The sequence below is a fragment of the Methylobacterium sp. R2-1 genome (assembly GCF_014191355.1).
In the GTDB taxonomy this organism is placed as follows: Bacteria; Pseudomonadota; Alphaproteobacteria; order Rhizobiales; family Beijerinckiaceae; genus Methylobacterium.
Genome location: NZ_JACHWM010000004.1, coordinates 328,196 through 349,694, shown reverse-complemented (window position 1 = coordinate 349,694; position 21,499 = coordinate 328,196). Strand labels below are relative to the sequence as shown.

Annotated in this window: 23 protein-coding genes; 16 read left to right on the top strand and 7 right to left on the bottom strand. The window is 68.0% G+C overall.

Annotated features, from left to right (window positions below):
• Positions 1–58: 58 nt before the first annotated feature.
• On the top strand, positions 59–265 hold the full coding sequence (locus tag FHU13_RS08365; protein ID WP_183435394.1) for a hypothetical protein: 207 nt from the start codon (positions 59–61) through the stop codon (positions 263–265).
• A gap of 59 nt (positions 266–324) precedes the next feature.
• Here FHU13_RS08365 and FHU13_RS08360 read toward each other — a convergent pair whose 3' ends face one another.
• A complete protein-coding gene (locus FHU13_RS08360; RefSeq protein ID WP_183435425.1) occupies positions 325–600 on the bottom strand; it encodes a hypothetical protein in 276 nt (91 codons plus the stop codon).
• Between the two features lie 289 nt (positions 601–889).
• Between FHU13_RS08360 and pstS the strand changes: the two genes are divergently transcribed.
• From pstS to phoB, 6 genes are all read left to right on the top strand, one after another.
• Positions 890–1,933 (top strand): phosphate ABC transporter substrate-binding protein PstS, encoded by a 1,044-nt coding sequence (gene pstS, locus FHU13_RS08355; protein ID WP_183435393.1) that lies wholly within the window; start codon positions 890–892, stop codon positions 1,931–1,933.
• Positions 1,934–2,043: 110 nt separating this feature from the next.
• Positions 2,044–3,018 (top strand): phosphate ABC transporter permease subunit PstC, encoded by a 975-nt coding sequence (gene pstC, locus FHU13_RS08350; RefSeq protein WP_183435392.1) that lies wholly within the window; start codon positions 2,044–2,046, stop codon positions 3,016–3,018.
• A 56-nt stretch (positions 3,019–3,074) separates the two neighbouring features.
• Positions 3,075–3,968, top strand: coding sequence for a phosphate ABC transporter permease PstA (gene pstA / locus FHU13_RS08345; RefSeq protein ID WP_183435391.1), 894 nt, complete (start codon positions 3,075–3,077; stop codon positions 3,966–3,968).
• Positions 3,969–4,007: 39 nt separating this feature from the next.
• Positions 4,008–4,823, top strand: coding sequence for a phosphate ABC transporter ATP-binding protein PstB (gene pstB, locus FHU13_RS08340; protein ID WP_183435390.1), 816 nt, complete (start codon positions 4,008–4,010; stop codon positions 4,821–4,823).
• A 132-nt stretch (positions 4,824–4,955) separates the two neighbouring features.
• Positions 4,956–5,669 (top strand): phosphate signaling complex protein PhoU, encoded by a 714-nt coding sequence (gene phoU / locus FHU13_RS08335; RefSeq protein ID WP_183435389.1) that lies wholly within the window; start codon positions 4,956–4,958, stop codon positions 5,667–5,669.
• A 94-nt stretch (positions 5,670–5,763) separates the two neighbouring features.
• Complete coding sequence (gene phoB / locus FHU13_RS08330) at positions 5,764–6,468, top strand: phosphate regulon transcriptional regulator PhoB (RefSeq protein ID WP_183435388.1); 705 nt, start codon at positions 5,764–5,766, stop codon at positions 6,466–6,468.
• A gap of 235 nt (positions 6,469–6,703) precedes the next feature.
• Here the strand turns inward: phoB and FHU13_RS08325 are convergent, their stop codons facing one another.
• Entirely contained in the window at positions 6,704–7,249 is a 546-nt protein-coding gene (locus FHU13_RS08325; RefSeq protein WP_183435387.1) for a GcrA family cell cycle regulator, read from the bottom strand.
• 514 nt (positions 7,250–7,763) lie between these two features.
• Between FHU13_RS08325 and FHU13_RS08320 the strand changes: the two genes are divergently transcribed.
• The 3 genes from FHU13_RS08320 to FHU13_RS08310 all read left to right on the top strand — a co-directional run bounded on the left by FHU13_RS08320 (position 7,764) and on the right by FHU13_RS08310 (position 9,883).
• Complete coding sequence (locus tag FHU13_RS08320; RefSeq protein WP_183435386.1) at positions 7,764–8,630, top strand: cell envelope integrity EipB family protein; 867 nt, start codon at positions 7,764–7,766, stop codon at positions 8,628–8,630.
• Positions 8,631–8,728: 98 nt separating this feature from the next.
• Positions 8,729–9,499 (top strand): potassium channel family protein, encoded by a 771-nt coding sequence (locus FHU13_RS08315; RefSeq protein ID WP_183435424.1) that lies wholly within the window; start codon positions 8,729–8,731, stop codon positions 9,497–9,499.
• Between the two features lie 108 nt (positions 9,500–9,607).
• Entirely contained in the window at positions 9,608–9,883 is a 276-nt protein-coding gene (locus FHU13_RS08310) for a DUF421 domain-containing protein (RefSeq protein ID WP_246714545.1), read from the top strand.
• An 11-nt stretch (positions 9,884–9,894) separates the two neighbouring features.
• On the opposite strand, the gene FHU13_RS08305 is transcribed toward FHU13_RS08310, so the two are convergent.
• A complete protein-coding gene (locus FHU13_RS08305) occupies positions 9,895–11,193 on the bottom strand; it encodes a DNA polymerase IV (RefSeq protein WP_183435385.1) in 1,299 nt (432 codons plus the stop codon).
• A 56-nt stretch (positions 11,194–11,249) separates the two neighbouring features.
• On the opposite strand from FHU13_RS08305, the gene FHU13_RS08300 reads away from it, so the two are divergent.
• Complete coding sequence (locus FHU13_RS08300; RefSeq protein ID WP_183435384.1) at positions 11,250–12,071, top strand: cobalt-precorrin-6A reductase; 822 nt, start codon at positions 11,250–11,252, stop codon at positions 12,069–12,071.
• A gap of 71 nt (positions 12,072–12,142) precedes the next feature.
• On the top strand, positions 12,143–13,600 hold the full coding sequence (locus FHU13_RS08295; RefSeq protein WP_183435383.1) for a cobyric acid synthase: 1,458 nt from the start codon (positions 12,143–12,145) through the stop codon (positions 13,598–13,600).
• Positions 13,601–13,612: 12 nt separating this feature from the next.
• On the opposite strand, the gene FHU13_RS08290 is transcribed toward FHU13_RS08295, so the two are convergent.
• Together FHU13_RS08290 and cbiB are read right to left on the bottom strand one after the other, a co-directional pair.
• Positions 13,613–14,719 carry a DUF3616 domain-containing protein gene (locus FHU13_RS08290; protein ID WP_183435382.1) on the bottom strand — a complete coding sequence of 369 codons (1,107 nt, stop codon included), beginning with the start codon at positions 14,717–14,719 and terminating at the stop codon, positions 13,613–13,615.
• 75 nt (positions 14,720–14,794) lie between these two features.
• A complete protein-coding gene (gene cbiB / locus FHU13_RS08285) occupies positions 14,795–15,793 on the bottom strand; it encodes an adenosylcobinamide-phosphate synthase CbiB (protein ID WP_183435381.1) in 999 nt (332 codons plus the stop codon).
• 41 nt (positions 15,794–15,834) lie between these two features.
• Here cbiB and cobD point away from each other — a divergent pair, with 41 nt between their 5' ends.
• Positions 15,835–16,812 carry a threonine-phosphate decarboxylase CobD gene (cobD, locus tag FHU13_RS08280; RefSeq protein WP_183435380.1) on the top strand — a complete coding sequence of 326 codons (978 nt, stop codon included), beginning with the start codon at positions 15,835–15,837 and terminating at the stop codon, positions 16,810–16,812.
• On the opposite strand, the gene FHU13_RS08275 is transcribed toward cobD, so the two are convergent.
• A complete protein-coding gene (locus FHU13_RS08275; protein ID WP_183435379.1) occupies positions 16,805–17,989 on the bottom strand; it encodes an MFS transporter in 1,185 nt (394 codons plus the stop codon). The genes cobD and FHU13_RS08275 overlap by 8 nt on opposite strands.
• 327 nt (positions 17,990–18,316) lie before the next feature.
• On the opposite strand from FHU13_RS08275, the gene FHU13_RS08270 reads away from it, so the two are divergent.
• The 3 genes from FHU13_RS08270 (at position 18,317) to FHU13_RS08260 (ending at position 20,622) form a co-directional block, all read left to right on the top strand.
• Entirely contained in the window at positions 18,317–18,520 is a 204-nt protein-coding gene (locus tag FHU13_RS08270) for a hypothetical protein (protein ID WP_183435378.1), read from the top strand.
• 197 nt (positions 18,521–18,717) lie between these two features.
• The gene (locus FHU13_RS08265; RefSeq protein ID WP_183435377.1) at positions 18,718–20,127 is read left to right on the top strand and encodes a malonyl-CoA decarboxylase; all 1,410 of its coding nucleotides are present in this window, start codon (positions 18,718–18,720) and stop codon (positions 20,125–20,127) included.
• 138 nt (positions 20,128–20,265) lie between these two features.
• Positions 20,266–20,622 (top strand): CsbD family protein, encoded by a 357-nt coding sequence (locus FHU13_RS08260; protein WP_183435376.1) that lies wholly within the window; start codon positions 20,266–20,268, stop codon positions 20,620–20,622.
• A 48-nt stretch (positions 20,623–20,670) separates the two neighbouring features.
• Here the strand turns inward: FHU13_RS08260 and FHU13_RS08255 are convergent, their stop codons facing one another.
• Positions 20,671–21,456 (bottom strand): 3-hydroxybutyrate dehydrogenase, encoded by a 786-nt coding sequence (locus FHU13_RS08255; RefSeq protein WP_183435375.1) that lies wholly within the window; start codon positions 21,454–21,456, stop codon positions 20,671–20,673.
• Positions 21,457–21,499 lie beyond the last annotated feature (43 nt).

Genomic DNA, 21,499 nt, shown 5'->3' with positions numbered 1-21,499 from the left:
CCATCGCTCCTCCTTGCCAGTGGCGATACGGTTCCTTCAGATTTGGCCTCGTCAGTTCATGGCACATCTCGCGACGGACTACCCTGCTCGATCGATCGTCGAAGCCGCCATGCCCGTCCTGAATGGCGAGAGCCGTGACCGGATCGGACAGGGGCTGCGCGACGTGTATGTCGAGCGCTGCGACGCCCAGCCCATCACCGACGCACAGGTCGAGTTGCTGCTGCGTCTACGGCAGAAGGAACGTGATCGCCGCCGGAGCCCGTGAGCGGCTGATCCCGGAAGGCCCCCGTCGAAGTTGCCATGTCAGGCGGTACTCAGCCGGTACTACTGCCAGCGCCGGGCTATCGGCTGCTGTCGCCGGACCTCGGCGGCACGAATCAAGGTCAGTACCCGATCGAGGTCCTTCAGAAGGGAGGACTCCGTCGCGCGCGCCAAAGCGATTTCCTGCTCGTCGCTGCCGAAACGCTGATGCTGCTGCTGCCGTGTCAATTCCTCCTCAAGGGCCGCCCGCTCGGCGTGAAGCGCCAGGTACGCCGCCTCTTGGGGATCGGCCGGATCGAGCAGGGTCTCCTCCTCGCGCGTTGAATGCGGCTCCGCCACGCTGACGGTCTCCTTGAACACTTTTTGTAGGAACCCGCTGCGAATCCACATGTCGCGGGCAGCGGCTCCCTGAAGCAACGTCAGCAGGGACGTGGTTCAGTAACGCTCAAGAACCTCAAGCGGTCCCATCCTCAGCGAAATTCCGCCTCTCCGTGGGCTGTCATGTCACCGTCATGTGCTCGTCATAGAGGCGGCGCGTCGGCGCACTAGATGGCAGCAGTGTCGCAGCGAGACCGGTCCGTGATCAGGATCGGCCCCGACAATGCGCCCGACACCCACGGAGATGCTTGTGAAACCCTTCGCTTACGCCTTGGCGGCCGGCCTCGCTGCCGCTCAGCTCGCGACCTCGGCCCTGGCCGCCGACATCACCGGCGCCGGCGCCACCTTCCCCTTCCCCGTCTACTCGAAATGGGCTGAAGCCTACCGCAAGGAGACCGGCACGGGCCTCAACTACCAGTCCATCGGATCGGGCGGCGGCATCAAGCAGATCCAGGCCAAGACCGTCGATTTCGGCGCGACCGACGCGCCCCTCAAGCCGGCTCAGCTCGAGAAGGACGGCCTCATCCAGTTCCCGACGGTGATGGGCGGCGTCGTTCCGGTCGTCAACATCGCCGGACTCGAGCCCGGCAAGCTCAAGCTGACCGGTGAGATCATCGCCGAGATCTACGCCGGCAAGATCCTGAAGTGGTCGGACCCGAAGATCGCCAAACTCAACGACGGTTTGAAGCTGCCCGAGGCGAACATCACCCCGGTCTACCGCTCGGATGCCTCCGGCACGACCAACATCTTCACCACCTATCTCTCCTCGGTCTCGGAGCCCTGGAAGAAGGAGTTCGGTGCCGCCACGACCGTCAGCTGGCCGGTCGGCCAGGGCGGAAAGGGCAACGAGGGCGTCACCGCCACCGTCAAGCAGGTCCCGAACTCGATCGGATACGTCGAGTCGGCCTACGCCAAGCAGAACAAGCTCGCCTACGCCCTGATCGAGAACAAGGCCGGCAAGTTCCCGCAGCCGGACGACAAGGCCTTCCAGGCCGCCGCCGCCAGCGCCGACTGGAAGTCGACCCCCGGCTTCGGCATCGCTCTGACCAATCAGGCCGGTGCGGACGCTTGGCCGATCACGGCCGCCACCTTCATCCTCGTCTACAAGGAGCCGGCGGACGCGGCCAAGGCCGCCGACGTGCTGAAGTTCTTCGATTGGGCCTACAAGAATGGCGACAAGCTCGCGACCGAGCTCGATTACGTGCCGTTGCCCGACAACGTCGTCGGCCTCATCCACGAGGAATGGAAGTCCGTAAAGGGCAAGGACGGCAAGACCGTCTTCGCGGGTAATTAAGCATAGAGAAGGGCCCTCTCCCTCAATGGAAGAGGGCCCTTTCCGAAGTGGTCCGCTCGCCTCGCGTGCTACGGCGCGCTAAACGCTCACCAGCCGAAGAGCCTTCGCGGATGACCGCCTTGACACAGACCCTCACCGTGGCCCGCGAGAGCGCCGTGGCCCGTATCGCCCCGAGCAAGACCGGCGACCGCCTGTTCCAAGGCGCCGCCTATGCTTCGGCCTTGTTCGTGCTCATGGTGCTCGCCGGCATTCTCGGCTCGATCATCTACGGTGCGTGGCCGGCCTTCTCGGAGTTCGGCTTCGGCTTCCTTACCTCCAGTGCCTGGAACATCGGTACCGAGCAGTTCGGCGCCCTGCCCGCGGTCATCGGCACGGTCGCCGCCGCCATGCTCGCGCTGCTCATCGGCGTGCCGATCTCGCTCGGCATTGCGGTCTACCTGACGCAGCTCTGCCCCGGCTGGGCGCGCAAGCCCGTGGCCATGACCATCGAGCTGCTCGCCTCCGTGCCCAGCATCATCTACGGCATGTGGGGCCTGTTCGTGTTCGCCCCCCTCTTCGCCCGCTTCGTGCAAGTGCCGGTCTCGAACCTGGTCGAGGGCCTGCCGATCGTCGGGACGATCCTCTACGCCCGCATCCCCTCGGGCGTCGGCGTGCTCACCGCCGGCATCATCCTCGCCATCATGATCGTTCCCTTCGTGGCCTCGATCACTCGCGACATGCTCGACCAGATCCCAACCGTCCTGCGCGAGAGCGCCTACGGTATCGGATGCACCACCTGGGAGGTCGTGCGCCATGTGCTCGTGCCGCAGGCCTCGGTGTCGATCATCGGCGCGATCATGCTCGGTCTCGGCCGCGCACTCGGCGAGACTATGGCGGTCACCTTCGTGATCGGCAACGCCAACCGTCTCTCCGCCTCGATCTTCGATCCGGGCTCGACCATCGCTTCGCGCATCGCCAACGAGTTCAACGAGGCCGACGGGCTTCAGCTCTCGTCGCTGATGGCGCTCGGCTGCCTGCTGTTCATCATCACCTTCGTCGTGCTGATCATCGCCCGTCTCTTGGTGCGGCGCACCAAGGTCGCCTGAGCAGGGTTGCCAAAGAAGACCGCCCGAGACTGCCCGAGTCGAAAGGACGCCGATCCATGGATGCCAGCAACCCCATCGCGACGGCCGGGCGCGCGCCGACGGCCAGCCGCGTGCGCTCCGGCCGCCGGATCGCCGACCGCGTGCTGATCCTCGCGAGCACAATCGCCACCCTACTCGGCATCATCGTCCTCGGCTCGATCCTGCTCATGCTGATCGTCGAGGGCGTCAAGGGCTTCACGCCCGCCCTGTTCACGGCGCCGACGCCGGGGCCCGGCTCCGAGGGCGGCGGCATCGCCAACGCCATCCTCGGCAGCCTCATCATGACGTTGCTCGGCATCCTCATCGCCACACCGGTCGGGCTGATGGCCGGCACCTTCCTCGCCGAGTACGGCCGGACCTCGAAGCTCGCCGACATCATCCGCTTCCTCAACGACGTGCTGCTCTCGGCGCCTTCGATCCTGATCGGCCTGTTCGTCTACACTCTGATGGTCCGGCCGATGGGCACCTATTCAGGCTGGGCCGGTGCGGTGGCGCTCGCCATCATCGCGACACCGGTGATCGTGCGCACCACCGAGGACATGCTGCGCCTCGTGCCCGGTCCGATGCGCGAAGCCGGCGCGGCTCTCGGCGCACCCCGCTCTCTCGTCATCCGCGCGGTGACTTGGCGTGCGGCGAGCGCGGGCATCGTCACCGGCATTATTCTCGCGCTCGCCCGCATTGCCGGCGAGACGGCGCCGCTGCTGTTCACGGCACTCAACAACAACAGCTGGTTCAATGCCAACCTTCTCGGCGGCGTGCCGAACCTGCCGGTCATGATCTACCAGTTCGCTCTCTCGCCCTATCCGAACTGGCAGAGCCTCGCATGGTCGGGCGCGCTGCTCATCACCGTCACCATCCTCGCCCTGTCGGTGGTGGCCCGCTTCGTGATCAAGGACCAGCGGGCGCGCTGAGAAAGCCCCGGGACAGACCTCCTACAGACGAGAGATCCGATGAGCGCCTCCCCCGCGATCCGCAGCCAGTTCGAGGGCCGCAGCCCGGCCGACGTCAAAGCGCCCGTGCGCATCGCCGTCAAAAACCTGAACTTCTACTATGGCAGCTTTCACGGCTTGAAGGACATCAACCTCGACTTTCGCGATCGGCAGGTCACGGCACTGATCGGACCGTCCGGCTGCGGGAAGTCGACTTTGCTGCGCACCTTCAACCGCATCTACAGCCTCTATCCGGAGCAGCGCGCCGAGGGTGAGATCCTGCTCGACGGGCAGAACGTCCTCGACTCCAAGATCGACCTCAACGAGCTGCGCTCGCGGGTCGGCATGGTGTTCCAGAAGCCGACGCCCTTCCCGATGTCGATCTACGACAACGTCGCCTTCGGCCTGCGTCTCTACGAGAAGCTGCCGAAGTCCGAGCTCGACGGGCGCGTGGAGGAATCCCTGCGCAAGGCGGCTCTGTGGGATGAGGTGAAGGACAAGCTCAAGCAGTCCGGCACCGGCCTGTCCGGCGGCCAGCAGCAGCGCCTCTGCATCGCCCGCACCGTGGCGCAGCGTCCCGAGGTCATCCTGTTCGACGAGCCGACCTCGGCCCTCGATCCGATCTCGACCGGCCGCATCGAGGAACTGATCGAGCAGTTGCGGGCCGAGTTCACGATCGTCATCGTGACCCACAACATGCAGCAGGCCGCGCGCATCTCGCAGTTCACCGCGTTCATGTATCTCGGCGAACTGATCGAGTTCGATGCGACCACGAAGATCTTCATGAACCCGGCCAAGCGGCAGACCCAGGACTACATCACCGGCCGCTTCGGTTAAGCTCGGGCGCGACCGCGATGCGGTCGTGCTCCACCCTGCGCCCTCGTTTTAGCGCGCTCTCAATCTCTGGACCGATGTCCCGTTCAACTTGAGAGCGCTCTCGTCCGACTGCCTGATCGGGAAAATCGCGACATGGCCGAGCATATCGTCTCCTCCTACGACACCGATCTTGAGAACCTGCGCCGCTCGATCGCCGAGATGGGGGGCGTGGCCGAGAAGATGATGACGGATGCCACCGATGCCCTGGTACGCCGTGACACCACCCTCGCCCAGGCGGTGATCGTCGCCGACAAGCGCCTCGACCTGCTGCAGCGGGAGATCGAGGAGCGCTCGGTTCTCCTCATCGCCCGGCGCCAGCCGCTTGCCATCGACCTGCGGGAGACGATCTCCGGCATCCGCGTCTCGGGTGACTTGGAGCGGATCGGCGATCTCGCCAAGAACATCGCCAAGCGCGTGGTCGCGATCAGCGATCAGGCGCAGCCGCAGAAGATCGTTCTCGGCGTCCAGCACATGAGCGACCTGGTGCAGGAGCAGCTCAAAGATGTGCTCGACGCCTACGCCAGCCGAGACGTGACCGCCGCCCGTGAGGTGTGGGAACGGGACAGCGCCATCGACGCGCTGTACAATTCCCTGTTCCGCGAACTCCTGACCTACATGATGGAGGATCCGCGCAACATCTCGTTCTGTACCCACCTTTTGTTCTGCGCCAAGAACGTGGAGCGCATCGGCGATCACACCACCAACGTGGCCGAGACGATCGAGTACCTCGTCACCGGTGAGACGCCGGTCGGAGAGCGGCCCAAGAACGACGCTTCGAACTACGCCACGGTGACGCCGAGCGCCTGACGCCGGAAGGCTTCGGGGACGCGAAGCGTCGAAGAAGCGTACCGGCCCGCTCTCGGATGGGTGAGGCCGGGCGCGACGGATGGAAAGACGGACGATGACGAGTGCGCGCATCCTGATCGTCGAGGACGAGGAATCGCTGACGACCCTGCTGCGCTACAACCTCGAAGCGGAAGGCTTCGCGGTCGATGTGGCGGTCCGTGGCGAGGAGGCGGATCTGCGCCTGCACGAGATGACACCCGATCTCGTCCTGCTCGACTGGATGGTGCCGGGGCTCTCTGGCATCGAGCTGTGCCGCCGCATCCGTGCGCGACGCGAGACCGAGCGGCTGCCCGTCATCATGCTGACCGCTCGGGGCGAAGAGGCCGACCGCGTGCGGGGTCTCTCGACGGGCGCCGACGACTATGTTGTGAAACCGTTTTCGGTGCCGGAGCTGCTAGCCCGCGTGCGCGCCCTCCTCCGCCGTGCCAAGCCTGCCCACGTCGCCAACATGCTGGTGGCCGGCGACATCGAACTCGACCGCGTCAGTCACCGCATCCGCCGTCAGGGCCGCGAGATCCATCTCGGGCCGACGGAGTTCAAGCTGCTCGAGTACCTGATGCAGAGCCCCGGCCGGGTCTTCTCGCGGGAGCAACTGCTCGACGGCGTGTGGGGCCATGACGTCTACATCGACGAGCGCACGGTCGACGTCCATGTCGGCCGCCTGCGCAAGGCGATCAACCGCCCGCGTCAGAGCGACCCGATCCGCACCGTGCGCGGCTCCGGCTACTCGTTCGACGAGATGTTCGCAGGAGCCGAGTGAGGGCCCGTCTTTCGACGGCTGCTCGGTCGGTCCGACAGGCTCATCCGAGCGGATTTCATGCCCGACCGGCGCAACCAGCCAGGAGCGGAATTGGCATGCGAGGCCGTTGATCGCCGCTGCCGCTTGACAGCTTCGCTCAAGGAGGCGGACGCCTTCGACCCATCTCAGCGAGCGGCGCCGATAAATCGACGCACTGCGCGGTCTCCGAAACAGCCGCGCAGTACCGCCTCATCGATCAGCGAAAACCGGCGACGCGACGATCGCGCTTGCGCTCGGCCGCGGGCTGATAGGCGACCTGCGCGTGCTGGGTGCAGTAGGGCAGGCCTGTGATGGCGCGGGCGCCGCAGAAGCGGAATTCCGGCGAGGTCGGGTCGCCCATCGGCCAGCGGCACATGGAGTCGCGCAGGTCCATGATGGTGACCCGCTCGGAGACGGCCAGCGCCACCGGCTCCGGGGCTGGCGTCCGCGGCAGCGGAAAGTTCGGTGCGGGGCGATGCGCCACGATCGCGGGCGGCTCCGGCAGCGTCGGCTCCTCGACGACCACCACCGTCTCCATCTCGACCTCGGCGGTCAGGTCATCCTTGCGGCGACCCTGAGCCGAGGCCGGGCCGATCGGTTTGACGCGACCGGCGAGCCCGAGGCGGTGCACCTTGCCGATCACGGCGTTGCGGGAGACGCCGCCGATCTGGAGGGCGATCTGGCTGGCGCTCAGACCATCGTCCCACAGGCGACGAAGCAGCTCGACGCGCTCATCCGTCCAGCTTGGGACCGCTTCCGTCATTGCCCCCTCCACGTCGAAACGTCCTTTGAACGCGAAACCGACCGACCGTGCGGCATCTCTGCCGCTTGAGGCGACAGCAAGCATCGCCAAAGCCGGCAAACCGGCCCTGCACATGTCGGTTAACAGACGCCAAAGCTGCCGTTGGCGACGCGGTGGAGACTACAGGACAGCTCGGCCGCGGAGCAAGCGTTAGCGCGTTCCATAAGCCGGTTTCCACCGCCAATCAGACTCCGTCGCCGACGGTTCGGACCGGTATCGACGTCGCTGCCACCGAATTCGCTGGGATCTGTTAACGCCTTGCGCAAAATTGCTCTTTTCCGAAATTGTCGGCCGTTTGCCACCTGACGCGGCAGGCCCTTCAAGCGCTCGCACCGGCCGTACCGGTGCCGTTGCCCATGCTCGGACGGTCTCTGAAAAAGATTGTCCAAGCGGACGCGATGACTATGTGTCGGGGCGGCATCCGCCGGCCCGCCGCCTGTGGACAACCCATCTTGAGTGGATCTTGGGAGATCGCATGCGACTGCGCCTCGCGCCGGCCCTGTTCCTTCTCGCCGCGACAACCGGCTTTGCGCTGGCCGCCGGCCCAGCCGCGCCGGTTCCAGACGAGACCGCGATCCGGCTGACCAATCACCGCGCGGTCTACGATCTGTCGCTGGCGCGCTCCGCTGGCACGCGCGCGGTCGAGGGGGTGCGCGGTCGCATCGTCATCGATTTCTCCGGCGACGCCTGCCGGGGCTACACGATGCAGACGCGGCAGGTGACGATGATCGATTCCGGCGAGTCCGGCGATCGCACCTCGGATCTGCGCAGCACCACCTTCGAGAACGGTGACGGAAAAAGCTTCCGCTTCCGCACCACGACCATCCTCAACAACGCGCCGTCACCGGCCGTGGACGGAACGGCGGAGGCGGCCGACGCCCTCAAAGTGAAGCTCAAGGAGCCCAAGCGAGACCAGTTCCAGAGCGAGGGGACGGTGCTGTTCCCGATCCACCACATGATCCGCCTGATCGAGGCGGCCAAGGCGGGACAGACTACCGTCTCCGCCAAGGTCTTCGACGGCTCGGACGACGGGCGCAAGGTGTACGACACGCTGGCCATCATCGGCCGCCCGAGCGCGGCGCCGGCGGCCGACACCGAACGCGACAAGCCGCTGCGTGAGGGCGACCATGCCGGTATGCGGCGCTGGCCGGTCACCTTGAGCTACTTCACGCCCGGAGAGGGCGAGCGGACGCCGATCTATACCCTCACCTTCGATCTCTACGAAGACGGCGTCAGTGGGCGGCTGCACCTCGACTATGGGGATTTCGCCATCGACGGCAACATGAGCCGTCTCGACCTTGCCAAGGTGGACCCCAAATCCGGGGCCGACTGCCGGAAGTAGCCTCCGGTCGCTGAGGCCGAATCGGCGGCGGATCGGGCTGAGCCCGAGGAACGTTCATGCTCCCGGAGCCGCGAGCGGCGACGGCAGCGGGTTGCGAGATGGCGAGCCTGAGGCAGAGTCTGCGGGAACTCTACGAAGGGAGCAGCGACCGCGCACACCGCTTCCGCTACGGCCTGCTCGCCTTCGATCTCGCCACCCTCCTGATTATCATCGTCTCCTCGTTCCTGCCCCGCCATCCGCTGGTGGAGGGAATCGACGTCCTGATCGGTGCGGCCGTCGCCGCCGACTTTCTCTCGCGGCTGGCAATCTGTCCGCGACCGGCGCGCGAGTTCCTGCGGCCCACGACCTGGGCGGACGTGGCGGCGATCGCCTCCTTCCTGGCCCCGATTGTCGGCGAGGGCGCCGGCTTCCTGCGCATCCTGCGCACGCTCCGGCTACTGCGGACCTACCAGCTGCTCGACCGGCTGCGAGCGGACTTTCCGTTCTTTCGCCGCAACGAGGATGTGATCATCGCGGTGGTGAACCTCGCGGTGTTCATCTTCATCATGACGAGCCTCGTCTACGCGACCCAGCACCGCTCGAACCCAAATATCGGCAACTACGTCGATGCACTGTACTTCACCGTCACATCGCTCACGACGACGGGGTACGGCGACGTCACCCTCCAGGGCACAGGCGGGCGCCTGATTTCGGTCGTGGTGATGATCTGCGGCGTCACGCTGTTCCTGCGCCTCGCCCAGGTCCTGTTCCGGCCCTACAAGGTGCGCTTCTCGTGTCCCGACTGCGGCTTGCAGCGGCACGAGCCGGACGCGGTGCACTGCAAGGCCTGCGGTACCCTGCTCAACATTCCCGACGAGGGCGCGGATTGAGCCGCATCGGCGCCAGGCCGTGATGCGTTCCCTGTCGGACGGCGGTCCATCCTCCGCGGTGCCGGTAGTGCGCGGTCGTCGAGCCGGCTGAGGGAGGTGGAGGATCGGATGCCCGACTGGCTCGCCTTCCGCTTTCCCGCCTTCCAGCGCTTCGTCACGCCGAAGCGGTTGCCCCTCGTCGTCGACGGCCGCCTCTGCTGGCGGAACATGCGCCGCGAGATGATCACTCACTCGGAACTGATGACCCAGCTTCGCCTGCAGGGAATCGACGACCCGGCCCTCGTGCGGCTCGCCTCGCTGGAGAGCGACGGCAGCATCAGCGTGATCCGCTGCGACGGGAAGGAGACCGCGCCCGGGCCGGAGGATCGCCGGGAACTGGTCTGAGGTGACTGGCCTCAAGTCCCGGATTTTGCCGGCTCTGTTCGGCGCCGCTCCGGCTCGCCGGTGAAGACGAGGCCGCGCTGGATCGCGGCGCTTCCGAATTTTTCGCGCAACCGGTCGAGCGCCGCCTCCCGGCGGGCGACGCGTTCGATGCACTGATCAGCGAGGTCGCCGCGGTCGGCGTGGATTGCGCCGCACAGGTCACCGCCCCCGATGCCGATCAGGCGAAACGGCGTGCCGTCGCAGGCGGCGTGCAGCATCGGTTCGCCCTCGTGGAAGAGGCGGTCGGCAAGCTGCGTCGGTTTCAGGCCGCCGCGGGTGCGGGTGCGCAGCCGGAACCGGGCGTCCTTCAGCTTCAGCGTGACGCTGCCGGCGGCGAGCTCCGCCCGCTTCAGCCGTCCCGAGACCTTCTCGCACAACCGCCACAGGATCGGCCGCAGATCCTCGAACCGGACGAGATCGGTCGCGAAGGTCGTCTCGGCCGAAACGCTCTTGGCCTCGCGGGTCGGACGCACCGGCCGCCGGTCGCGCCCTGCCGCGAGATCGATGAGGCGTGACGCGTCACGGCCGAGCGAGGCCTGGAGCCGCACAGGGTCGGCGCGAGAGATATCGCCGACCCGATGGATGTTGAGCGCGGCGAGGCGATTGCGGGCGCTCTCCCCGATGCCGGGCAGAATGCCGACCGGCTTGTCGGCGAGGAAGGCGGCGGCCTCCTCGCCGGCGATGATCGAGAAGCCGCGGGGCTTGTCGAGATCGGAGGCGATCTTGGCCAGGAACTTGTTGGCGGACAATCCGACGGAAACGGTGATGCCGATCTCCGTCTCGACCCGTGCGGCGAAGCGGGCCAGCGTCAGGGCCGGGCTCGCCCCGTGCAGGCGCTCGGTACCGGCGAGATCGAGGAACGCCTCATCGATGGAGACGGGCTCGACCAGCGGCGTGAGCGCCAGCATCATCGCTCGCACCTCGCGCCCGACGCGGGCGTACTTCTCCATGTCGGGGCGCAGCACGGTGGCGTCGGGGCAGCGCTTGAGCGCCTCGAACATCGGCATGGCCGAGCGCACGCCGGAGATCCGCGCGAGGTAGCAGGCGGTGGCGACGACGCCGCGCTTGCCGCCGCCGATGATGAGCGGCTTGTCCCGCAGGGAGGGATCGTCCCGCTTCTCGATCGCCGCGTAGAAGGCGTCGCAATCGACGTGGGCGATGCTGAGGGCGTCCCGTGCGGGGTGGGTGAGCAGGCGCGGCGAGCCGCAGCCGCGGCAGCGCAGGGCACCCTCGGCTTGCATCGTCAGGCAATCGCGGCAGAAGGGTCTCACATCGAAAACCTTGCCCGAGCTTTGCTGGGCTTTCGCGGGCGAGACAGGTTGTACGGATGTCCGAGGCCGCCGACCAGGGTTCTCCCACGCGCCATCCCAAACCGAATCCAGATCGGCGTCCGATGCAGGTGCTCGTGCTCGGCGGAACGACCGAGTCGAGCGCGCTCGTCGCCCTGCTGGCCCGCGAAACCGACCTGTCGGTGACCCTCTCGCTGGCGGGCCGCACGGCCGCGCCGCGGCCCGGACCGGTACCGATGCGCGTGGGCGGGTTCGGCGGCGTCGAGGGGCTGGCGCGGTGGCTCGCCGGAAATGGCATCGAGGCGGTGATCGACGCGACACATCCCTTCGCCGCACGGATCTCGGCCAATGCGGCCGCGGCGTGCGGGGCCGGCGGCGTGCCGCTGATCGCCGTTCGGCGTCCCGCCTGGGAGCGGCAGTCCGGCGACGCGTGGATCGAGGTCGAGAACGTTCCGGCCTGCCTCGACGCGCTCGGACCGGAATCGAGAACGGTGTTCCTCACCATCGGCCGGCAGGAGCTTTCCGCCTTCGCCCGCGCGCCGCAGCACGCCTATGTCGTGCGCACGATCGAGCCGGTCGGCGAAGCGCTGCCGGTGCCGAACCTCGTGACCGTCAGTGCCCGCGGCCCCTTCACGCTGGAGGACGAAGTTCGCTTCATGCGCGAGGCGCGGATCGAGGTGCTGGTGACGAAGAATTCTGGCGGTGCGGCAACGTATCCGAAGATCGAGGCGGCGCGCCGGCTCGGGCTTCCCGTGGTGATCGTCGACCGCCCTGCCCTGCCGGATGTGCCTGCCGTCACCGACGCCGCGGGCGCGCTGCGCTGGCTGAAGACCGAACTTGTTCGACGCGGGTTTACATGAATTCGGCTCGACGATGCTCGGCACCAGTGCCATGGCAGGATCATGCCCGCACTTGAAACGAAAAGCCGTCCATGACCCGCGCCCTGATGATCCAGGGGACCGGGTCCGATGTCGGCAAGTCGCTGCTGGTGGCGGGCTTGGCCCGCGCCTTCACCCGGCGTGGGCTGACGGTGCGTCCGTTCAAGCCGCAGAACATGTCGAACAACGCCGCCGTCACCGCGGATGGCGGTGAGATCGGCCGCGCCCAGGCGCTCCAGGCCCGCGCCGCGCGGGTCGCGCCGTCCGTTCACATGAACCCGGTGCTGCTCAAACCCCAGAGCGAGGTCGGCGCGCAGGTGGTCGTTCAGGGGCGGATGATCGGCACCGCCAGGGCGCGCGAATATCAAGCGTGGAAGCCGCGCCTGATGGCATCGGTCCTCGACAGCTTCGAAAGGCTGCGCGCCGAGTCCGACATCGTGCTCGTGGAGGGCGCGGGCTCACCGGCCGAGGTGAACCTGCGCAAGGGCGACATCGCCAATATGGGCTTTGCGCGCGCAACGGAGACGCCGGTGGTGCTCGTCGGCGACATCGACCGGGGCGGCGTCATCGCCAGCCTCGTCGGCACGCAGACCGTGCTGGAGCCCGAGGACGCGGCGATGATCCGCGGCTTCATCGTCAACCGGTTCCGCGGTGACCCGACCCTGTTCTCCGACGGAATGGCCCTGATCGCCGCGCGCACCGGCTGGTCCCCGTTCGGCCTCGTGCCGTTCTTTCCCGACGCTGCCCGCCTGCCGCCGGAGGACGCGCTGGCGCTCGATGCCCCGCAAAGCCGCCGCGACGGCGCCGGACCGCTGATCGCAGTGCTGCAATTCCCCCACATCGCCAATTTCGACGACCTCGACCCGCTGCGGCAGGAGCCCGGCGTCGCCGTCACGTTCGTGCCGCCCGGCGCGCCGATCCCGGCGGAGGCGGATTTGATCGTCCTTCCTGGTTCGAAGACCACGATCGACGATCTCGATTGTCTCCGCGCGCAGGGGTGGGACATCGACATCCGTGCGCATCTGCGCCGCAGCCGGCGGGTGCTGGGGCTGTGCGGCGGCTACCAGATGCTCGGGCGCTCCATCGCCGACCCTCAGGGAATCGAGGGTGCGCCGCGCGACCTGCCAGGACTCGGCCTGCTCGACGTCGAGACGGTGATGACGGGCGCGAAGCGTCTCGTCGCCGTCACCGGCACGACGCTGGCGGATGGCGAGCCGTTCTCCGGCTACGAGATGCATGTCGGCGACACGACCGGGCCGGACACCGCCCGGCCCCTGCTGCGCTTCGCCGACGGTCGGGCCGACGGAGCGGTCTCGCGCGATGGACTGGTGGCCGGCACCTATGTCCACGGCCTGTTCACCGACGACCGCCAGCGCGCGGCATGGCTCGCCCGGCTCGGCGCCGCACCGGGCCTCACCCGCTACGAGGCCGGCATCGAAGAGGTGCTCGACCGCTTCGCCGACCATCTCGAAGCGCATCTCGATTGCGACGGGCTGCTGCGCCTGCGCTGAAGGCGGCGCGCCTCACTCGCCGGGCATCAGCTTGGCAGGCACCTTGTAGGCGCGCGCTCCGCCGTTCCTGAGGCTGTCGAAGAGGACCAGAACGCGGTTCGATCCGATCGCCGTCACCGCCTCGGGCTTGCCGCAGCGATCGGCATCGTCGAGTTCGTCCAGCGCCCCGAGAAGCTGCGGATCGCCGCCCTTTCCCGGATCGAACAGGAAAAGCTTGTAGGCGACCTTCGGCTGCTCCTGGGCCGGCCCGCTGAGCACCAGCAGGCGCCCGTCGTCGAGCGCCGCGAGATCGCGGATTCCGGCATCCTTGCCGAGCTTGATCGGGATCGTCCGCCGCTTTCCCTGATAGGCGCCGTGCCCGTCCGCGAACAGGGCATCGACATCGGCCTCGACGAGGAAGGCTTCTCCCTCGATCGAGGGCGCGCGGAGTCCGGCGTAGAGCCGGTCCTTCACCACCGCGATGCCCTCGATATTGAGGCCGTTCGACTCGGTCAGGCTCTCGAGGAAGGATGGTCCCACCCGGTCCGCACCCGCCAGGACCTCGCCGAGGCGATAGGTGGTCTCGACGGCGGCCTCCGGCTTGTCGTCGTCCTCCACATCCGGCTTGCCCTCCTCATCGACGCGGATGCGGGCGAGGATCATCGCCGAGGTGTTGAGCGTATCCTTCTTGCGGCCGCAGCCGTGCGAGCCGACGACGTAGAAGTACGGCTTGGCGTAGGCGACGCCCTCGCCGTCGAACTCCTTGAACTTCGCGGGACTCTTGTCCGGGCATTGCTTGCCGGCGAACACCGTTCCGCGCGTCGCCGCGTCCGGCGCCTTGCCGATCAGGTCGATCGTCTTCTTGGGCTCGATGTCTCGGTCATCGATCGTCAGGAACTGGGCCTTGCGCCCCTCGTCGTTGACGACGAGACACCGCCGCTTGCCCGAGGCGCGCAGGATGCAGGCGATGCCGCTGACGTCGTAGGCGGCCGCCCCGTCGTCCTTCTTGCCCGAGCCCTTCAAATCTTCCTTGAAGGTATAGGGCTTGCCCTCTGGTTCCAGGACCGTGTCCCCGGCCTCCGCTGCGGTCGATCCAAGTACAAAGAGGAAATAAAGACAGATGCTGCTGGCGAGGCGCATGGCCGCAATCTCCTGTCTATTTCGATCGATGTGAAATCGATATTCGGGGGTATTGAGGATGCTGGTGGATATTTTTCAAAAAAGGTAGAGCCAAATCCCGGTTCCGGCAACGACCATTGTGAATTGTAGCGCGCAGGCGGTCCGATAAAGTTTCAGCGCGCGCACGATGTCGTCGGGGGTGGCGTCCGCCCGACCGTCGCCCATCCAGGCATCCTCGACCCGGGTGGCACCGTAGATGCGCGGGCCGGCGAGCCGCAGGCCCAATGCGCCCGCCATCGCCGCCTCGGGCCAGCCGGCATTGGGCGAGCGGTGGCGGCCGGCGTCGCGGCGGATTGCCCGCCATGCGCCCGCCGCCGAGACGTCCCGGCTCAGCGCCGCCGCCGCGATCAGCAACAGCGCGGTGAGCCGCGAGGCCGGCAGGTTCACGAGGTCGTCGAAGCGGGCGGAGGCCCAGCCATACGCCTCGTAGCGCGGGGTGCGGTGGCCGACCATGCTGTCGGCGGTGTTGATGGCCTTGTAGAGAGCGCCGCCGGTGAGTCCGCCTGCGCCGATCCAGAAGGCCGGCGCGACGATGCCGTCCGAAAAGTTCTCGGCGAGGCTCTCGATCGCGGCGCGGCAGACCGCCGCCTCGTCGAGGCTCTCGGGATTGCGTCCGACGATCATCGAGACGGCCGCGCGACCGCCGGTGAGCCCCTCCGTCCGCAGGGCGGCGGAGACGCGTCGGACATGGACGAAGAGGCTGCGCTGCGCCGGCAGGCTCGCAGCGACCAGGGCAAGGAGCACCACGCCGGCCCCGTGGCCCGCGCGTGCGGCGAGCGCGGTCAGCGCGAGGGAGATGGCGGCCGTCACCGTGAGCAGCAGCACGAGCGCCAGGATTCCGCCGAGCCGGCGTGCGGCGGCGCTGCCCCGGTTCAGCCCGTGCTCCAGCGCGCCGATCAGCCGGCCGATCCAGGTGACAGGATGGCCGAGCGCCCTGTAGAGGCGGTTGGGATAGCCCATCATGGCCTCGAACAGCAGGGCGAGCGCCAGGATGCCGAGGGTGTCGGGCGGATGGGTCAGGGCGATCCAGGGCATCGTTGGCAGGGTCGGTGTGGGGCGGAGGGGACGGAGGCGAGGTGCAGGGGGACGGCTCAAACGAGGCGATCGCGCATGGCGGCGATCTCGACGCGGCCCGAAGGCTGTTTCCGGGCGCGCCCGAGCCGTGGCTCGACCTCTCGACCGGCATCAACCCGGTGCCCTATCCGCTGCCGCCCTTTGAAGCCAGTGCCCTGCACCGCCTGCCCTCCCCCGGCGACCTCGCCCGGCTCAAAGCCGCGGCGGCGGCGGCCTACGGCGCGCCGGGGCCGGACCATGTCGTCGCCGCGCCCGGCACGCAGATCCTGATCGAGACCCTGCCGCGGCTCCTGCCACCCGCCCGCGTCGCGGTGGTCGGCCCGACCTATGCCGAGCACGCCGCCGCCTGGACCCGCTCCGGTCACACGGTGCGGATGGTGGACGATCCGGCCGAGGCCGACGGCACTGAGGTTCTGGTTGCCGTGAGCCCCAACAATCCTGACGGGCGCGTTTTCTCGGCCGAGGCGCTGATGCGCGCCGGGGGCGGCCTCGTCGTGCTCGATCAGGCCTTCGCCGACCTGGAATCCGTAGAGGCGGCATCGCCGCAGCCCGGCCTCGTGATCCTGCGCTCCTTCGGCAAGACCTACGGGCTCGCCGGGTTGCGGCTCGGCTTCGCGCTCGCCGAGCCGGCGTTGGCGCAGCGCATCGAAGCCGCACTGGGTCCCTGGGCGGTCTCGGGCCCGGCCATCGCCGCGGGCCTCGCGGCGCTGCCGGATGGTGCGTGGCGCCGCGAGGCTGCCGCGGCGCGGGCACAGGACGTGGCCCGCCTCGACCGGATGATCGGGCGGGCCGGCGGACGGATCGTCGGCGGGACGGCCCTATTCCGCACCGCCGATTTTCCTGACGGGCCCGGTCTGTTCCGGGCGCTCGGGGAAGCCGGGATCTACGTGCGGCGCTTCTTGGAGGCGCCGGAACGTTTGCGCTTCGGCCTCCCCCCAGACAAGACGGCGTGGTGCCGCCTCTCGCGGGTGCTCAGGTAGGCCGGGACCTGCCGCCGAGCCAGGACACGGCCAGCGCGGCGAGGGCGAAGGCGCCGCCGACGGCGCAGACACCGGGCCAGCCCGCGAGGAGGAAGGCCCGCGAGCCGAGGAAGGCGCCCGCCGCCCCGCCGATGAAGACGGCGGTGAACAGCACGGTGTTGATGCGCCCGCGGGCGCCCGGTGCGAGGGCATAGGCGCGGGTCTGGTTGGCGATCAGCGCGCCGTTGATGCCGATGTCGAGGAGCAGCACGCCTGCGGCGATAGCGAGGAGCGACACCTCTCCGGCGAGCGCGAGCACGGCGAAGGCCGCCGCGACCAGGACGCTGCCGGCGATCACCACAGGCCGGGCGCCGCGCCGGTCGCTGTAGCGGCCAGAATACGGAGCGATCAGAGCTCCCGCGACGCCGATGACGCCGAACAGGCCCGCACCCGCCGCCGTGAGGTCGAAGGGCGGCGCCTCGACGAGGAGCGCGAGCGTCGCCCAGAAGGCGTTGAAGCTGGCAAACAGCAGCGCCTGCGACAGGCTAGCATTGCGCAGGATCGGCTGGCTGCGCACGAGATGCAGCAGCGAGGTCATCAGCGCGCGGTAGCGTAGGCGCCGCGTCGGTGCGCTGCGCGGCAGGGTGCGCAGCGCCACCCCCGCCATGACGAGTGCGAGGCCGGCTGCGGCGAAGAACACCGCGCGCCAGCCGAAATGCGCGCCGACGAAGCCGCTCGCGGTGCGGGCGAGCAGGATGCCGGAGAGCAGGCCGGTCATCACGCCGCCGACGATCCGTCCCCGGCTCGCATCGGGTGCCAGCTCTGCGGCGAAGGGCACCGCCTGCTGCGCGGCGCAGGCGAGCACTCCGATGACGAGGCTCGCGGCCGCGAGCACGGCGAGGTTCGGGCTGAGCGCGGCGGCGACCAGCGCGACGGCCAGCCCGAGCAACTGCCACACGATGAGGTCACGCCGCGGCAGCGCATCGCCCAGCGGCACGAGAAACAGGATGCCGAGCCCGTAGCCGACGAGGCTGGCGGTCGGCACGAGCAAAGCCGCCCGCTCGCCGAACTCGGCGACGAGGACCGCGAGCAGCGGCTGGTTGTAGTAGATGTTGGCGACCGCTCCGCCCGCGATCAGGGTGAGTCCGATTCGCGTCGTCGGTGGGAGGGCGCGTTGATCGCTCGCGTCGCGGCTCATGGGTGCAGTGCTGCGAGCGCGGGGGAACGGGTCAGCACGGCGCGGAGGGAAAGGGCAGGCAGCATGGGCTGCCCCTTACGGTAGGCCGGGACCGGAATTCCAGTCCCATCTGCGCGGACAGCCCTGTGACGGTCGCGCGTCACAGTGACCATTTCCGTTCAGGTGCCCGGTGGTAGCATACCTCCACCGGCACACCCATATGTGGGTGGCACGGAAAAAGGCACAGCCTTTGCAGCGGCTTGGCTGGGCAGGCAGTTGCGGATGGATGCGCGATGGCGCACATCTTCTCCAAGCGCCTGGCAGCCGCTTCAACAGAAGGAGTCGTGTATGCCGAACTACCGCGTCCACTTCGCGAAGCAGATCCTCGGAGTCCCCTTCACCGTTGGTTTCGTGGAGATCGCGCGCGCTCGCGATCCGGAGCGCGCTCTCAAAGCGGCGGAGATCCGGTTCGCTCGCTCGCGCGGCGTGACGGATTGGCGCGAGCGGGCCGACACGGTGGATCTCGCGCCGCATGCGGAGGCGGAGCTCTGAGCCGCGCCGGATGGTCGGCTTCGGCCCACCGCCAGGGGAACGTTCCGTGAGGCCCGGCGGGATCGCATCATCGACAACGTGCGAAGCACGGATGCCACGCTTCGCAAGTCTGGCGTCGACGCGGCGGAGGCCCTAGGTTCCGGCAACAGCCGAGCCTGCCACGGGTCGGCTCGACAGATCCAAGGGCTTCTTCGGTCATGGCGGCGATCTCGTTTCTCGGTGATCTCATCCAGACCATCAGCGACCGGGGCCGCGACCTTATCGGCCTGGCGCGCAGTGACCTTGCGCGGACCGCGAGTGCGGCCGACCTCGCCAGACTGTGCGAGGATCTGATCTCCCGCCGAGGCGAAGCCTCCGGAGTGGCGCTGGCCCGCCTGATTCTCGATCGCTACGCTGCTTTCCCCCTCGATGAGCGGCTCGCCTTCCTCGAACTCGTGGCGGCCGAGTTCGGTGCCGACCACGACGCAGTCGATTCTGCCATCGCTGCCTACCGGGCCGAGCCGACGCGGGCGCGCCTCGGCCTTCTGCATGACGCCGCCGAGCCTCGCTCGCAGGAACTGATCCGGCGCCTGAATCTCGCCCGCGGCGGCACCCTGGCGCTGGTGCGTATGCGCGAGGATCTGTTCACCCTGCGCAAGCGCCTGAAGGAGCGTGACGCCGCTCCGGAGACGATCGACGCGGTGGTGAGCCTCGACAGCGATTTCGAGCACCTGTTCGCGTCCTGGTTCAACCGGGGCTTCCTGGTGCTGCGGGGCATCGATTGGTCGACGCCGGCCCACATCCTCGAAAAGATTATCCGCTATGAGGCGGTCCACGAGATCGCCGACTGGGACGAATTACGCCGCCGTATCCAGCCGACGGACCGACGCTGTTTCGCCTTCTTCCATCCGGCGCTGCTCGACGAGCCGCTGATCTTCGTCGAAGTGGCGCTGACCAACGCGATCGCTCCGGCGATCCAGCCGATCCTCGCGGACGGGCGCGAGCCGGTCCCGGCGGGGGCTGCCACGACCGCGATCTTCTACTCGATCTCGAACTGTCAGAAGGGTTTGGCCGGGGTCACCTTCGGCAACTTCCTGATCAAGCAGGTGGTCGAGGATCTGGCGCGCGAGATCCCGTCGCTGAAAACCTTCGTCACCCTCTCGCCGGTGCCCGGTTTCCGTACTTGGCTCGACCGCGAGCGCGGCGCCGACGCGCCGCAGGGTCTGACCCGAGAGGACGTAGAGGCGCTGCGCCTGCTCGATACCGACGATTGGCGGGCCGACAAGGCGAAGTGCGAGGCCGTGCGGCGCGCCATGCTGCCGGCGGCAGCGGCCTACTTCCTGCGTGCCAAGAACGAGAAGGGCCGCCCGCTCGATCCGGTCGCCCGCTTCCATCTCGGCAACGGCGCCCGCCTGGAGCGGATGAACTTCCTCGGAGACACCTCGAAGAAGGGCCTGAAGCAGTCCTACGGGCTGATGGTGAACTACCTCTACGATCTCTCGGCGATCGAGAAGAACCACGAGACCTACGTCAATCTCGGCACGGTCGCGACCTCCTCGGCGGTCAGCCGCGAGCTGCGCTCCAACCTGCCGCCGCCGCGGTCGGTCGTGCTGGCCGAGGCGGGATAGCCAGCCCGCCGTCGGGCGCAGCGAGCATCGCTTTTTCGCTGCGGCGCGGGACCGATTCCGTCCTCACACGTTCTTCTGTCCGACGCCCGCCCGAAACTCTCAAGGTGGCGGGCACGGCAGAAAATGAGGAGTTCCGCCATGGTTGACACGGATCGCGTCGTCGGCGCTGCGAAGGATTTCGGCGGTCGGGCGCAGGGTGCGGTGGGCGACGCACTCGGCTCGGACCGGGACTCGCTGGAGGGCCGCTATCGGGAAGCCGAGGGCCGGGCGCAGCGCATCTACGGTCAGGCGAAGGATACGGTACGCGACATCGCCGATGATGTCGGGGGCTATGCGGAGGATGCTTACGACCGTGTCAGCCGTCACGGTGGCACCTATCTGCGCGACGGGCGCGAGCGGGTCGAGACCCAGGTCGGCGAGAATCCGTTCCTCGCCCTGCTGATTGCCGGCGCGGTGGGCTACGGCCTCGCCCTGCTGCTGCACACGCGTCGCTGAACGGGATGACCGGAGCGCGGCGGCGCCGCCGCGCTCCAACCTTCGGCACTACTGCGCCGTCCAGCCGCCATCCATGGCGAGGTTCGCGCCGGTGATCTGACTGGCGCCGTCCGAGCACAGGAACACGGCGAGCGCCGCCACCTGATCGACGGTGACGAACTCCTTGGTCGGCTGCGCCTTGAGCAGAACGTCCTCGATCACCTGCTCCTTGGTCAGTCCGCGCGCCTTCATCGTGTCCGGGATCTGGCTCTCGACGAGCGGCGTCCAGACGTAGCCCGGCGAGATGCAGTTCACGGTAATGCCGTGGGTGGCGAGTTCGAGCGCGGCCGTCTTTGTGAGGCCGACGATGCCGTGCTTGGCCGCGACATAGGCCGACTTGTAGGGCGAGGCGACCATCGAGTGCGCCGACGCCGTGTTGATGACCCGGCCCCAGCCCTTCGCCTTCATGTGCGGTACGGCCGCGCGCAGGGTGTGAAAGGCCGAGGAGAGGTTGAGTGCGATGATCTGGTCCCACTTCTCGACCGGGAAGTCCTCGATCGGCGAGACGTACTGGATGCCCGCGTTGTTCACGAGGATGTCGATGCTGCCGAACGTCTCGACCGAGAGTCCGATCAGGCCGCCGATCGCGTCGGCCTTGGTGAGGTCGGCGGGCGAATAGGCTGCCTTGACCCCGAACTCGCCCTCGATGTCACTGCGCGTTCGCTCGATCTCCTCGGGCTTGCCGAAGCCGTTGAGGACCACGTTCGCGCCTTCTCTCGCGAAGCTCCGCGCGATGGCGAGGCCGATGCCGCTCGTCGAGCCGGTGACGACGGCGGCTTTCCCTTTAAGGGGCATGAATTCCCTCCGGTTCGCGGGCCGCGCGGACCCTCTCGTCCCA